The 13,490-nt window shown below is 43.5% G+C and carries 13 protein-coding genes and 1 pseudogene; 9 read left to right on the top strand and 5 right to left on the bottom strand.

The window, feature by feature from the left end; genetic code table 11:
• Positions 1-17: 17 nt before the first annotated feature.
• Positions 18-1,520, bottom strand: a complete 1,503-nt coding sequence (gene betC / locus AC0L6V_RS05950) for a choline-sulfatase (RefSeq protein ID WP_418139072.1) — start codon at positions 1,518-1,520, stop codon at positions 18-20.
• A 160-nt stretch (positions 1,521-1,680) separates the two neighbouring features.
• Between betC and AC0L6V_RS05945 the strand changes: the two genes are divergently transcribed.
• A complete protein-coding gene (locus AC0L6V_RS05945; RefSeq protein WP_265221052.1) occupies positions 1,681-2,574 on the top strand; it encodes a choline sulfate utilization transcriptional regulator in 894 nt (297 codons plus the stop codon).
• 5 nt (positions 2,575-2,579) lie between these two features.
• Here the strand turns inward: AC0L6V_RS05945 and AC0L6V_RS05940 are convergent, their stop codons facing one another.
• Positions 2,580-3,464, bottom strand: a complete 885-nt coding sequence (locus tag AC0L6V_RS05940; RefSeq protein ID WP_265221053.1) for an AEC family transporter — start codon at positions 3,462-3,464, stop codon at positions 2,580-2,582.
• 45 nt (positions 3,465-3,509) lie between these two features.
• Positions 3,510-4,406 carry a LysR family transcriptional regulator gene (locus AC0L6V_RS05935; protein WP_418138844.1) on the bottom strand — a complete coding sequence of 299 codons (897 nt, stop codon included), beginning with the start codon at positions 4,404-4,406 and terminating at the stop codon, positions 3,510-3,512.
• Between the two features lie 107 nt (positions 4,407-4,513).
• Between AC0L6V_RS05935 and AC0L6V_RS05930 the strand changes: the two genes are divergently transcribed.
• A complete protein-coding gene (locus AC0L6V_RS05930; protein WP_265221055.1) occupies positions 4,514-5,494 on the top strand; it encodes an aldo/keto reductase in 981 nt (326 codons plus the stop codon).
• Between the two features lie 64 nt (positions 5,495-5,558).
• On the opposite strand, the gene bcp is transcribed toward AC0L6V_RS05930, so the two are convergent.
• Positions 5,559-6,008, bottom strand: a complete 450-nt coding sequence (gene bcp / locus AC0L6V_RS05925; protein WP_265221056.1) for a thioredoxin-dependent thiol peroxidase — start codon at positions 6,006-6,008, stop codon at positions 5,559-5,561.
• A gap of 182 nt (positions 6,009-6,190) precedes the next feature.
• Between bcp and dapA the strand changes: the two genes are divergently transcribed.
• From dapA to AC0L6V_RS05895, 6 genes and pseudogenes are all read left to right on the top strand, one after another.
• Entirely contained in the window at positions 6,191-7,072 is an 882-nt protein-coding gene (gene dapA / locus AC0L6V_RS05920; protein WP_265221057.1) for a 4-hydroxy-tetrahydrodipicolinate synthase, read from the top strand.
• Complete coding sequence (locus tag AC0L6V_RS05915; protein WP_418138843.1) at positions 7,069-7,326, top strand: hypothetical protein; 258 nt, start codon at positions 7,069-7,071, stop codon at positions 7,324-7,326. Before dapA ends, AC0L6V_RS05915 begins: the two co-directional genes overlap by 4 nt.
• Positions 7,244-8,143 (top strand): hypothetical protein, encoded by a 900-nt coding sequence (locus AC0L6V_RS05910; protein WP_418138842.1) that lies wholly within the window; start codon positions 7,244-7,246, stop codon positions 8,141-8,143. Before AC0L6V_RS05915 ends, AC0L6V_RS05910 begins: the two co-directional genes overlap by 83 nt.
• A gap of 37 nt (positions 8,144-8,180) precedes the next feature.
• Entirely contained in the window at positions 8,181-8,897 is a 717-nt protein-coding gene (gene purC / locus AC0L6V_RS05905) for a phosphoribosylaminoimidazolesuccinocarboxamide synthase (RefSeq protein ID WP_265221060.1), read from the top strand.
• A gap of 68 nt (positions 8,898-8,965) precedes the next feature.
• Positions 8,966-10,211 (top strand): annotated as a pseudogene (locus AC0L6V_RS05900) (lipoprotein-releasing ABC transporter permease subunit).
• Positions 10,204-10,890 carry an ABC transporter ATP-binding protein gene (locus AC0L6V_RS05895; protein WP_265221061.1) on the top strand — a complete coding sequence of 229 codons (687 nt, stop codon included), beginning with the start codon at positions 10,204-10,206 and terminating at the stop codon, positions 10,888-10,890. The pseudogene AC0L6V_RS05900 and the gene AC0L6V_RS05895 overlap by 8 nt, the downstream one beginning before the upstream one ends.
• Before the next feature lie 72 nt (positions 10,891-10,962).
• On the opposite strand, the gene AC0L6V_RS05890 is transcribed toward AC0L6V_RS05895, so the two are convergent.
• Positions 10,963-11,484: a DUF2062 domain-containing protein gene (locus tag AC0L6V_RS05890; protein WP_265221062.1), complete on the bottom strand. Its 522-nt coding sequence runs from the start codon at positions 11,482-11,484 to the stop codon at positions 10,963-10,965.
• A gap of 176 nt (positions 11,485-11,660) precedes the next feature.
• Here AC0L6V_RS05890 and AC0L6V_RS05885 point away from each other — a divergent pair, with 176 nt between their 5' ends.
• Positions 11,661-13,481, top strand: a complete 1,821-nt coding sequence (locus AC0L6V_RS05885; protein WP_418138841.1) for a ComEC/Rec2 family competence protein — start codon at positions 11,661-11,663, stop codon at positions 13,479-13,481.
• The last annotated feature ends 9 nt before the right edge of the window (positions 13,482-13,490 follow it).

The following is a 13,490-nucleotide window of genomic DNA, read 5'->3' as shown; positions in this document are numbered from 1 at the left end:
TTTTTTATGTATTTGGTTTATTCAACTTTAGGGAAGCGAGATCGACTTTCCAAATCATCGAGGTCGATGTGATTTCTCATATACATTTCGCTGCTATCGAACATGGGTTGATGATCCCATGTTGTTTTTTTGCCTTTGTTCATGGCGCTTACAATTAATCGACGTCTACGCTGGCTGATGACTACGTCTTGGGTAAGAGCGTCCGAATCCCAACGCGCTAATGTTTCTTTTTTGAAGCTTCGGAGTAAATCAGCATATTCTGGGTTAGTCGCAAGATTTACTAATTCATTGGGGTCGTTGTCGAGATCAAAGAGCTGTTCTGGATCGATGTGACAGTAGACATACTTATATTGCGCTCTTCGTATCATTAGCAGTGGCGCTATGGCGCCTTCGCCAAAATATTCACCAATTACTTCATCGTGAGCGCCACTTTTGCCTTGAATGTGTGGCATTAAACTTCGGCCTTGTATTGGCATGGCATATTCATGATTGGAAGTGCCCGTTGCCATTTCAAGGAAAGTGGGCAATAAGTCTATGGTGGAAACCGACTCTTTAACCCGTTTTGCGGTAAAGCGATTGGGGGCATGAACGATCATGGGGACACGAGCAGACCCTTCAAAGAAGGACATTTTATACCAAAGGTTGCGTTCGCCTAACATATCGCCATGATCGCCAGAGAAGACAATAATGGTATTGTCATCGAGGCCTGTTTCTTTCAGCGTTTTGAGTAGCATACCAATTTTATCATCGACATAACTGATGGCACCATAATAGGCGTGTCTAGCGTTACGGATCTGTTGCTCACTTAAATCTTGAGCGTAATAGTCATACACGTTTTGCAAGCGAGCAGAATGAGGATCTTGGTCTTCTTTTTTAATAGTGATTTTCGGCAGATCGATTTCAGCGTCCTCATATCTGTCCCAGTATTCGGGCGGAATGGCGTATGGGTCGTGAGGGTGTGTCATGGATACCGTTAAGCAAAAAGGACGATCTTGCTCCCGTCTTACATAGTCGTATAGGTAACGTTGTGCGTGGAATACGACTTCATCATCAAAGTCTAGCTGATTGCTGCGTATACAAGGTCCAGCTTGAGTGACAGAAGACATGTTGTGGTACCAAGTAGGGCGTGTTTTTACATCATCCCAATTTGGAAACCAACCATAATCGGCTGGATAAATGTCTGTAGTAAGGCGCTCTTCAAACCCGTGCAGTTGGTCTGGGCCACAAAAATGCATTTTTCCTGATAGGGCGGTTTTGTAGTTTTGTGCTCGTAGGTAATGGGCAAATGTTGGAATATCAGCCGAAAGGTCAGCGGCATTGTCATAAGCGCCTATTTTGCTCGGCAGTTGACCTGTCATAAGGACATATCGAGAGGGGGCGCAAAGTGGGCTGTTGCAATAGGCTGAGTCAAAGACGACACCATTTTGTGCGAGCGAACTCAAGTTTGGGGTTTTAACAAGAGGGTGTCCATAAAAGGGTAGAGCAGAAGCTGCTAGTTGATCTGCCATAATGAAAAGAATGTTTGGTTTTTTTCTGCCATGATTTTCTCTAATGGATAAGGAGTGAAGGTAAGATAAGTGAACACGGATTGCTCAATAATCTTATGATGTCCACTAGATTGCGCTATGGAAACAATGCTGTAAACTGACTAAAAATTTATACATGGGATAAGCTGAGCTTATGTTATCAGATTCAGATCTTCCACCTTTGCAATCACTTGTCGTTTTTGAGTCAGCAGCAAGGTTGTTAAGTTTTACGGCGGCGGCACGTGAATTAGGTACAACTCAGCCAGCGGTAAGCCAGCAAATACAGGCCTTGGAAGCGTCACTGGGTGTCGCTTTATTTGAGCGGGTATATCGCGGTGTTGTGCTCACCGATGCGGGGCATATTTTGCTAAAAACGACTCAGTCGAGTTTGCGAGATTTGCGTGAGGTGTTACAAAAAATAAAGCAAAAACCCAAATCCCAACGAATTTCTGTCGCAACGGATTTTGCTTTTGCCGCTTTTTGGCTGATGCCGCGCTTGCCTGAATTTCGACGATTGCATAAAGATATTGATATTCGCATCCACACATCTCAATCCGAGGTCGATTTGGCGTCTCTTGAGGCCGATGTGGCTGTACTGTTTGGTGAGGGGCAATACCAAGGGTATGTGGCAGAAAAACTTTTACCAGAAGTGGTCTATCCGGTGTGTAGTCCGAAATTATATGCCGAGTTTGGTGGCTTTCCTGGTCTTGCTGATTTGATAAAGGCGCCATTACTAAAGTTGAATGCAGATATGGGGCAAAAATGGATGGATTGGGATCTTTTATTCCAGCTCAATGGCTCACATTGGACACCTTCAGAATCTGTCATGGAATTTGATAATTATACGTTATTGGCTCAAGCGGCTATTTCTGGACAGGGAATTGGTCTTGGTTGGTCGCCACTGCTGGATGATTTTATCCAAAGTGGCGTTTTGATTGCGCTGCCCGACTTTGCCGTACAATCGGATCATGGTTATCACATTGTTGTCTCAAAAAAACGTGCGCCGACAGCGCCAGTTTCTGCTTTTATCGATTGGCTTAAATCTTAGGTTATTCATATATACAACCACCATAGTAAACCCACTGTACAAAGCGACATTGGCAGTGAAAGCAATATCATGAGTGCAATTTCATCCACGGGTCCTTTGAATTTAGTCGCCAGCATGTAGCTAATAACAGCAACGGGCATGGTGCTAAGAACGATCAGTACAGCACCCTCTAGCTGGCTTAAGGGAAACCACATCACCACAAAACTGGCACATAATGCCCCGACAAGAGGGCGGAACAACGACAGCAACATAGCTCGGTTAATCTTGTTGCTTTCTTTGATCGTAAGGCTGCTGATGGATTTACCAAGCAGCATGAGCATAATAGGTAAGGTTATTTGACTGAGCATGTTCATTGTATTCATTAAAGGCGTAGGCAGGCTTACGTTTAAACTTAACAACACACCGCCAGCGATTAGCGCAATCACAGGGCCATTTTTGAGGATTTGCTTGGGGTGGTAGGCGCCAGACATAAACCCAACACCTAATGTGAAATGGCTTATTTGCACGACAGATGAAATCACCACCGCGATGGCCATTCCTTCCGCGCCAAATAAAGCGTACGCAACGGGGATGCCTAAATTCCCCGTATTGGGGTTGACCAATGGTGGTAAATAAAACCGTGTCGGAAGTTTGAGAAGCTTTAGAAAACCATAAGAAAGTAAACTAACCAGTGCTAAGACAATCGTGGTCGCTACAATGATTTTTAGCATACTAAAAATCTGCATCTGCATGGACAGTACGGAATGAAGTAGCAGAGCGGGTAAGCCTAAATTGGAAACTAGGGCGCCTAGTGACGGATTTTCTAGGTAGTTGGTTTTTTTGCCGAGAAAAAAGCCTAAACAAATCAGTAATAGAATGGGAGTAAGTGCGCCTGCTAGTGCTGTTAGCATAAAGAACCCTTGCGAGTGGTTTGGTTTATGGTTATTTCAATGGAATTAATCGGCGGTTATGTTAAAGGCTTCTATTAAATAGTCCACCAAGGCTTTCACTCTTAAGCTGATATTTCTTGATTTAGGGTAGAGCAAAGTGACGTCAGAAGAGGATAGCTGCCAGTCTGGTAAAGGATTAACGAGTAATCCTTCCGCTATTTCTTGCTCTACATAATAGGCAGGCTGTCTGGAAATACCGGCTCCATTGAGCGTTGCCAGCTTGGAGACATGACCATTTGAACAGGTTAATTTTGCTAATACGGGAGGCTCATACTTCTCTTTGGTGGTGGTGTGTGTAAAAGACCATCTTTTCACCGAGCCATTGATTAATGCATGGTCTAATAAGTCTTTCGGACTCTTCAGTGTAGGCATGGATTTTAAATAGTCTGGGCTAGCCACGAGATGATTCGTATAGTGAGTTAACTTGCGACCAACTAGGTTAGAGTTGGATAGGCTTCCCATTCTGACCACCAAATCATATTGCGCCTCAATTAGATCTTCCCGAGTACTGGAAAAGCTCAGGTCAATTTCTATTTGCGGATTGTCAATCATAAAGCGAATCATGATCGGTGCGAGTATGGCTTCACCAAACAAACCTCCAACTGAGTTTATGCGAATTTTCCCACTGATACTGGCGTGAGCATTTTGCGCGGATTGAACCGCATGTTCCAACTGATCTATGCCTTGGCGAGAAAGTTGGTAAAAGGTCTCGCCTGCGGGAGACAAAGACAGAGAGCGCGTGGAGCGATAGAGCAATTGAACGCCCATGTGTTTTTCTAATCCACTGATGATTTGCGATATTCTCGCACGTGACAGATTGCGTTGTTCGGCTGCCTTTGAAAAGCTCTGTGTCTCTACCACGGCCAAAAACTCGGGTATGCCTTCTGGGAAGTTGGCGTTCATATTGTTAAGCCTTAATAAACAATGCATTTAATGGATTGATAATTATAAACAGTAAAAAGGCTCGTATAGTAGTGTTATGGGTTATTAGATCTCACTGAGGAGGATGTATGAAAACGAGAGTGTTAGGAAAAACAGGCTTTGAAGTATCAGAAATTGGCTTAGGTTGTTGGCAACTGGGTAACGACTTCGGCCCTTTAGAAGACAAAGACGCTGAGCAGATATTGCAAACGGCGATGGCTGAGGGAATTCGTTTTTTTGACACTGCGGATGTATATGGTGGCGGAATCAGTGAGCAGCGAATTGGAGAATGGCGTAAAGCCTTAGCTAAGCCGCCCATTATTGCCACAAAAGTGGGACGAAATGCCGCGTTATACCCAAACGGTTACAGCAAGGCAGCAGTGAAAAAAAGTCTGCAAGAGTCTGCGAAACGGTTGGGAGTTGATAGTATCGATTTGGCGCAATTACATTGTGTACCAAGAGAGGTACTGTTTGATGGTGATATCCTTGCTTGGATGGAAGATCTTAAGCAAGAGGGCATTATTAAGCATTTTGGTGCCAGCGTAGAAATGTTAGACGAAGCAAGGTTTTGCTGTGAACATCCTGAAATGGCCAGCTTACAAATTTTGTTCAATGTATTTCGTCAAGATGCCGTTGAGTCGCTTTTGCCATTAGCCGAAAAGAATAATGTTGGCATCATAGTACGTTTGCCTTTAGCAAGCGGATTGTTGTCAGGCAAAATGTCCAGCCATCATCAATTTGATGAGCATGATCATCGCTCTTATAACAAAGATGGCGCAGCGTTTCATGTGGGCGAAACTTTTAACGGCATTCCGTTTGAAAAAGGTGTGGCGTTAGTGGAATCATTAAAGACGAAATTACCTGAAGGGCAGAATATTCTTGATGTCTCACTGCGCTGGATTTTAGATCAACCTCAGGTGTCTAGTATTATTGCCGGAGCCAGTCGTTCCTCACAAGTTGTTCGTAATGCGGCGGCGTCTTCACTGCCTCCATTGAGCAAAGAGCTGCATGTGTTGCTGGCCGATTTTTATCGTGATGAGGTGAGATCGGAAATTCGCGGCGGCATTTAACGTATTAAGAATTCAGACAAGAAAAAGTGGGACGCGAGCATAATGGCGTCCCACTCTGAATGCTTTATTTTAGTATTTGTTCTGCATGAGCCTTTGTTTTTACCTTACTAATGACATCACTAATGACGCCATTTTCATCAATGATAAATGTGGTTCTAACGGTTCCCATTGATTCTCTTCCCATGAATTTTTTCAATTGCCAAGTCCCATATAGCTCGTGTACCTCTTTTTCGGTATCGGCAATCAGTGGAAACGGCAAATTGTATTTGGCAATAAAGTTTTGGTGTTTCTTCTCTGTGTCGGTACTTACCCCAAGAACGACATAGCCTTGATCTAACAATGCTTGATAATTGTCACGCAAATCACAGGCCTGAGCGGTACAGCCAGGTGTTGCGTCTCTTGGGTAAAAGTACAGCACCACTTTTTTGCCTTTAAATTGGCTCAAAGTGATGGTTTCGCCATTTTGATCTTTGGCGCTAAAATCAGGCGCAATTTGTCCAATTTCGATTGTCATAATGCTACTCTCTGTGATTAACGAAATGTGTTAAATAAGAATAGCTTACCAAGAGCGAAGCAAAAAATCCCCCCGAATGCGTTTTCTTGCGAATTTACTCCGGCTTTACGTCCCTGAATTATTGTTAAAGCTGAGTCTGGACGTTACTATAGGCGCGCTTATAATTTTATCGGAGACTCGAAATGATCACAGGTAGTTTAGTTGCGCTTATCACTCCTATGTCACCAGATGGCGCTGTAGATACCAAAAAATTAGATGATCTTATAGAGTTTCATATTAATGAGGGTACTCACGGTATTGTAGCGGTAGGGACAACGGGTGAGTCTTCGACTCTAACACCAGAAGAACATGCCAATGTGATTCGTCAGGTTGTTAAGACTGTTAATGGTCGAGTTCCTGTTATTGCTGGTACAGGTGCTAATGCTACACATGAAGCAATTGACCTTACACGTCGTGCCAAAGAGGCGGGGGCTGATGCCTGTTTGCTTGTTACACCGTATTACAACAAACCGACTCAGGAAGGTCTGTATCAGCATTTCAAGGCCATTGCTGAGGCAGTTAATATTCCACAAATTCTATATAATGTACCAGGTCGTACCGCCTGTGATATGCAAAATGAGACAGTTGTTCGCCTTGCTTCTGTTAATAATATTGTGGGTATCAAGGATGCTACAGGTAACCTTGAACGCGGCGAAGCCTTGATTAATGCTTTGCCAGAGCATTTTGCCGTGTACTCTGGTGATGATGCTACCGCGGTTTCGCTAATGCTTTTGGGTGGAAAAGGCAATATTTCCGTAACCGCCAACGTTGCTCCAAGAGCCGTTGCTAAAGCCGCTGAACTCGCTTTAGCGGGAAAAGCTGATCAGGCGCATTCGGTGGACACAACGATTGCATCGCTTCATAAAAATTTGTTTTTAGAATCTAATCCTATCCCCGTTAAGTGGGCTTGCAGCCAATTAGGTCTCTGCGAAGAAGGAATTCGATTACCTCTTACCCCACTTTCAGAGCAACATCATGCCGCTGTAAGACAAGCTATGATAGAAGCTGGAGTTTTATTAGTATGAATAAATTCACGTTACAGCTAATGAGCGCAAGTTCATTAGCTATTTTATTGTCTGGTTGCAGTCTTTTTTTGACCGATCATTCTGACGATTATCAAGATGGAACCCCCACCGCCACAACCTTGGTTGTGCCTGAAGGGTCTATACCGTCAAAAGATGTATTAGTGATTCCGAATGAAGATAAAATTGCCAGTTTGGAAGCCTCTAAGCCGTTTACGACGCCGCGAGCCTCCTTTTGTTTTCTACCCAATGGTTGATGTTGGCGTAATGGAGCAAGATGATGCATTTGAATTGTCTGTGCCAGCAAATATGGAGCAATCTAAGCGAATTGTAGCGGATTTTTTGACTGCTCTGAATGGTGCGGGCGACCCGATCGCATCACAAACACAAGATCACATTATTTCTATTCCTTTTGACTTCCATCCGCAGGGATGGTGGGCATCATTGTGGAGCAAGATTACTCGTTTACACCCTGCGCAAACGGCTTTCTCATTTCGCTTTAGCGAATCTGGCGAGAAAACTTTGGTGAGTGTCCAGTTCCGCAACGTGCAACAGGATGTTGAGCCAAGTGACTGGATGAGTCCTGTTCAGAATAATGATGCTTATTCCGTTGCTGTACGCTTGTGGGGCACAATTGGTCGTCAGTTAAACCAATCATCTGCGTATCTTTCAAACCGTAATGATGCCTCTCCTTTTCCTGTTTGGGTCGATCATCAAGGCGTGTATGCCATTTATTTAGGCAATAAAGTTTCTCAAGCGGACATTGAAGCTAAGTTAAATGCCGCGGATATTTATCTGATTCCAGGGGCTGAAAATATGCTTGCTCCTGTGCGACCAGAAGACGTGGCCCGAGTGGGTGATGTCATTGATTTCAGCGTTCCTCTAAGCAATGGAAAAAAGCTGGAATCCATTAAGACAATTCGTCGAGATTTAGACGACGTAAGCTGGGAAGAGCGCGAGTACGCTTATAAAATCACACATCAAAAAGCAGGTGACTTTTTGGTAATTGATGTGTCCTCGATGGCGTTTCCAGAGGTTGTATCGTTTCATTTGGCACAACGTTTTGTAAATTAAAGATTAACCCCTCAAAAAGAAAACCGGAGACTCTCCAATGGAAAAACGACAAGAGCTGTATGCAGGTAAGGCAAAATCTGTATTTCGTACAGATGATCCTGACAAGATGGTTCTAGTGTTTCGTGATGATACCTCTGCCTTTGATGGTAAGAGAATAGAACAGCTTGATCGTAAAGGCATGGTGAACAATAAGTTCAATGCATTCATCATGACAAAATTACAAGAAGCCGGTATTCCAACTCATTTTGAAAAACTGTTAAGTGATAACGAGTCGCTGGTTAAGTGTCTCGATATGATTCCAGTCGAATGCGTGGTTCGAAATGTCGCAGCTGGCAGCCTATGTCGTCGATTAGGTGTTGAAGAAGGTATTACGCTTACACCGCCAACATTTGAGTTGTTCTTAAAGAATGATGCGTTAGGTGATCCAATGATCAATGAGTCGCATGTTGAATCATTTGGTTGGGCGAAAGCCGCGGACTTAGCCAAAGCGAAAGAGCTTACATTCAAGGTGAATGATGTATTAAAAGCGATTTTTGCGGAAGGCGGCATGATTCTAGTTGATTACAAATTAGAATTTGGACTATATAAAGGCGAGGTTGTGTTAGGGGATGAGTTTTCTCCTGACGGCTGCCGTTTGTGGGATGCCAAAACCAAAGAAAAATTAGATAAAGATCGTTTCCGTCAAGGCTTGGGTGGCGTAATCGAAGCTTACGAAGATGTAGGTCGTCGTATAGGTATCGATTTCGACGCATAAGCGTATTGGTAACTTAGTTCAAAATGGAGGAGGCATGCTCCTCCATTTTTACCGCGCAAGGACATACATTGATTAATTTCCTTCCTATTGCCATTGGCTTGCGTTATGCCCGGGCAAAACGTTCCAATCATTTTATCTCTTTTATTAGCTTTTCCTCGATTGCTGGTCTGGCTCTTGGTGTCATGGTTCTTATTACTGTTTTGTCAGTAATGAATGGCTTTGATCGGGAGTTGCGTCAGCGCATCTTGGGTATGGTGCCTCATGCTACATTATGGGGGACTCCTGTGCTCGATGATTGGCGAGCTACGGCCAAGCTTGTTGAAAAAATGCCCAACGTGATTGGTGTTGCGCCTCATATTCAAGCTCAGGTAATGTTTCAATCTGGCGACAGTGTTCATGGTGCCATTCTTAATGGGATTAATCCCAATATGGAAAAAAAGGTCTCGATTATTGATAGCAATATGGCATCGGGCTTCACTGAGTGCACTTGATGATACCAGTTTTGGTATCGTTTTAGGTGCTCAGCTCGCAAAGATGCTCGGTGTGGCTGTGGGGGATAAAGTCACAGCTATTTTACCTAAAGCCAATGTATCGATTGCTGGTGTGGCTCCGGTTCTAAAACGTTTTACGGTTGTTGGTACGTTTGAGGTTGGGGCTGAGTTAGACAGTAGCTTGGCTTATATCAATATCAAAGATGCTGCCAAGCTTAAGCGTTACAATGAAGATGATGCAGAAGCGTTAAGAATATCTTTTGATGATTTGTTTGTGGCACCTGTTCGTATATGGGACATTGCCCGTGACGTACCAGGACAAAATAGAGTCAGTGATTGGACTCGCACGCACGGAAATTTGTTTCAAGCCATCCAGATGGAAAAGACCATGATAGGCTTGCTGCTTCTTCTTATTGTTGCTGTCGCTGCTTTTAACATTGTGTCTACGCTGGTTATGGTTGTCACAGATAAGCGTAATGATATTGCGATTTTAAGAACGATGGGATTAACATCTGCTCAAGTGATGTGGGTGTTTATTGTTCAGGGTATGTTTATCGGGATGTTAGGTACTGTGATTGGTGTGATATCTGGAGTGGCTCTAGCGTTGAACGTCAGTGATCTGATTGCAGCAGTGCAGACATTATTTAACGTTCAGTTTTTGAATTCTGATGTGTATTTCATTAACTACTTACCCTCGCAACTAGAATGGTCTGATGTCAGACTTATTGTAGTGTCCGCTTTTATCATGACGGTTGCGGCGACAATCTATCCCGCTTGGCGAGCTTCCAAAGTGGAACCGGCAGAGGCATTGCGCTATGAGTAATAATATTGTTCTAGAGTGTCACGCGCTTTCCAAGCAGTACCAAGATGGTAAGCAGGTTGTAGATGTGTTTCGTTCCATCGATTTGTCCTTGAATAAGGGGGAGGCCTGCGCCATTGTTGGAGCATCGGGGTCAGGGAAAACAACTTTATTGAATTTGTTGGCGGGTTTAGACCTAGCAACGACAGGAGAGGTCAAGCTTGCGCAAGTTTCTTGGTCTAGCATAAGTGACTCGAAGCGCGCCAAAATGCGCAATCGTGAAATGGGTTTTGTTTATCAATTTCACCATTTGTTGGCGGAATTTAGTGCTTTAGAAAACGTGCTAATGCCAATGTGGATAGCGGGCATGAATAAGCAGGAAGCAAAAGTGCGTGGTGAAGAATTACTTGCTCAAGTGGGTCTGAAGGATCGCTTAAATCATAGACCTTCACAGCTGTCTGGTGGAGAAAGGCAGAGGGTGGCTATTGCGCGAGCGCTGGCTAATAGGCCCGCTTGTGTGTTGATGGATGAGCCAACAGGGAACTTGGATGAAACCACTTCCTTGGAGATTCAGAATTTGATTAACGAGTTGAAAGTGACTTATAACATGGCATTTTTACTCGTTACTCACGATGAAAAAATGCTCAGCTGGATGGATTCTGCTTATCGCTTATCTAAGGGAACGTTACAGAGATTAAAGTGATCGATTGTTCCGTGTTCTAAGAACCTTTCTCAATCTTAAAAGCCAAGCTTATGAATGGCTTGGCTTTTAAGCCTATTTTTGAGATTGGTTACGTTGTGAGCGCTCTTTCCAGCGCTTTACAACGTGTAGTCGCCATAATATGGTGATTAAAGCGTAGCTAATGGCACCTACAATCACGCCGGACACGATTGAACCAACATAGAGTGGTAGCCAAATGTGTTCCATTTTGTCCCAAATCCATTCAACAGAAAGTTGAAAGTCTTTCTTGTCATGAGCGCCAAGGATAAAGGTCCCAAGTTTATAGTTGAAATAAAAGACAAATGGCATAGTCAGTGGATTGGTGATCCAAACCAGTGCAATCGATAGCGGTATATTGGCACGCAAGGGAATAGCGAGCAAAGCGGAAGCCAACATCTGAAAAGGCATGGGTAAAAATGCCCAGAATAGGCCATTAAAAAAAGCGCGAGCAACGGACTTACGGTTTAGGTGCCATAAATTCGCTTCATAAATTTGAGCGCCTAATAAGCCAAGGGCTTTACTCTGCTTCAGCTTTTCTGGATTTGGTATGAATTTTTTAAGATAGTTTTTTGGCATAATTAGGTGAAAAATAATTTAGCAATTTAAGACATGGAGGTCTTGTGTTACTAAGTAGTTTATCCATATTGATGGGCGCCATATTGGTGCCGAGCCATTATTTGTGGCTGTATTCTACGCATATCATTCTGGTGTGTCTCTACCTAATATGGTCAAAGCGTTTAATAGTTTTGTTTTTGACACTTCTCTCCTTTATTTCCGTTCTTTTTAATGAGTTTTCCGCGGTAACCATGCTTACGGTGAGTGCGGGAGACGAAGTATCAATTGATTTTGAAAAGAAAAGTGTGCTTATCGAACAAGCATCATCCTTTGATGAAGCGGCGTTTTCTAGAAATCAGCGTGTTCAAATTATGTACTTTTCTGAAGACGGTTCGCGATTCGTACAAGAAGATTTTACACTTATTTTTTACGACTCTAATGGCGCATCAGTCGCAAGCCGTGACAACGCACAAAAGCCAAACGCCATATTGCATCAAGGCGTTGTTACGGGGGTTGTATTGGCCGATAAAACAGGCCCTTGGTGGCAACGAAATCTTTATATACAAAGACAGTTAGCTCAGCTAAACCTGCGGTTTGAGCATTATGATCCACAGCGCTTCCATCAAGCCGATGTTTCCTTAAGAGACCAGATATTGTTTAAGCTTGATCACCATTTGGAGCGTTTTGACTATTGGCGTTTTACTAAAGCGTTATTACTAGGAAAGGATGACCTATGGAGTCAAAGGGACACCTGGATTGTGCGTACTCTTGGGTTGGCTCATCTATTTGTTGTGTCGGGGTTGCATACTGGTTTTATGTTTATTATTGGTCGAATGCTAAGCCGGATGGTTTGGCAGATCATGCCGCGTAATATTCTTTTATCTGGGGTGACGCGTTGGCATTGTGACGCTGTTATTGTGATTCCTTTGCTGTTTGCTTATGCCTATGTGACAAGCTGGGGAGAACCGGTTGTTAGGGCATCCATTATGCTAAGTGTGTATTTGTGCGCACGCATGCTTGCTTTAAAAGTGTCTCCTTATAGCATCATTACGTTTGCGCTGTGGTTGGTATTGTTGTTTGATCCAAGGGCTGTTTTGAGTCCTGGTTTATGGCTGTCGTTTAGCATGGTGTATTTGTTAATAGGGTTCTGCCAGACGTCGACAAAATTGCTACGCCTATTGATGGTTCAGGTGATGTTAAGCACGGCATCGATGGTGCTCATCCTTGGCTGGCAAGAGGTTATTTCAAGCGTTTCAATTTTAGTCAATATTCTGCTCATTCCGCTTGCGGGCGTTGTCTGGTTTCCATGGGGGCTGCTTTCTTGTGCTGAAGTGTTGTTGCTGGGATCGAGTTATAGCTACGCGCTGTTAGACATAGGGCTTGGTTACCTTATGTTAGGCATCGAGTGGGTCGCTTTTTCGTTGCCAGTATTGTCATTTGACACATTCTCGTCGAATTTACCAAGATGGATAATGTTATCGTTGTTAATTGCATGGGTGTATCAAAGTCCATTAAAACGTGGGTTTATAGCGGCGACAAGTATTTGGGCGATTCTGTTTTTCTCTACCTTTTTTAACGGATTTGAGGCCAATGTAACAATAGTAAACAACCACCATTCGTTGGCATTGATGGATCAAGAAACACCGGTCTTAGTGGATACTTGGGCGGGCTCTGATTTGAGTAAATTAAGGTTTGATTCATACTTGAATCGTGCTCAGGATGGGTATTTTTTATCGCCAAAGCCTGCTGCAGAACTCACGCCACACGCTTTGCTGCATCATGATGTGAAATGGGTTGTTTTGCATCAGGAAGGGCTGTCTAAAACCGAGATTATATTGGACGCTTTGGGCGTGAATTGGTTGGTGGTTCCGGCTGGGGAATCACTGGCTTTTTATTTTCATGATGGTTCTGTTTCGTTGCGGCATTCTTTGTGTATTTATGACTTTTTTCTCTTAAAATCTGACACTTGCAAGCGTGTAGAAAAGTTAGAGAGTGTGTTAAATTACAAGCAAATCTAAAATTGGAGA

The sequence above is a fragment of the Marinomonas sp. G8-14 genome, assembly GCF_055808935.1.
The sequence above is the reverse complement of the archived record's forward strand: the minus strand, read 5'-3'. Positions and strand labels throughout refer to the sequence as shown.

Coding starts and splice junctions, on each gene's coding strand:
- AC0L6V_RS05895 (WP_265221061.1), top strand. CDS start 10,204: ATGAGTAATAATATTGTTCTAGAGTGTCACGCGCTTTCCAAGCAGTAC.
- AC0L6V_RS05930 (WP_265221055.1), top strand. CDS start 4,514: ATGAAAACGAGAGTGTTAGGAAAAACAGGCTTTGAAGTATCAGAAATT.
- purC (WP_265221060.1), top strand. CDS start 8,181: ATGGAAAAACGACAAGAGCTGTATGCAGGTAAGGCAAAATCTGTATTT.
- AC0L6V_RS05945 (WP_265221052.1), top strand. CDS start 1,681: ATGTTATCAGATTCAGATCTTCCACCTTTGCAATCACTTGTCGTTTTT.
- AC0L6V_RS05890 (WP_265221062.1), bottom strand. CDS start 11,484: ATGCCAAAAAACTATCTTAAAAAATTCATACCAAATCCAGAAAAGCTG.
- dapA (WP_265221057.1), top strand. CDS start 6,191: ATGATCACAGGTAGTTTAGTTGCGCTTATCACTCCTATGTCACCAGAT.
- AC0L6V_RS05940 (WP_265221053.1), bottom strand. CDS start 3,464: ATGCTAACAGCACTAGCAGGCGCACTTACTCCCATTCTATTACTGATT.
- AC0L6V_RS05910 (WP_418138842.1), top strand. CDS start 7,244: ATGAAGATAAAATTGCCAGTTTGGAAGCCTCTAAGCCGTTTACGACGC.
- bcp (WP_265221056.1), bottom strand. CDS start 6,008: ATGACAATCGAAATTGGACAAATTGCGCCTGATTTTAGCGCCAAAGAT.
- AC0L6V_RS05935 (WP_418138844.1), bottom strand. CDS start 4,406: ATGAACGCCAACTTCCCAGAAGGCATACCCGAGTTTTTGGCCGTGGTA.
- AC0L6V_RS05915 (WP_418138843.1), top strand. CDS start 7,069: ATGAATAAATTCACGTTACAGCTAATGAGCGCAAGTTCATTAGCTATT.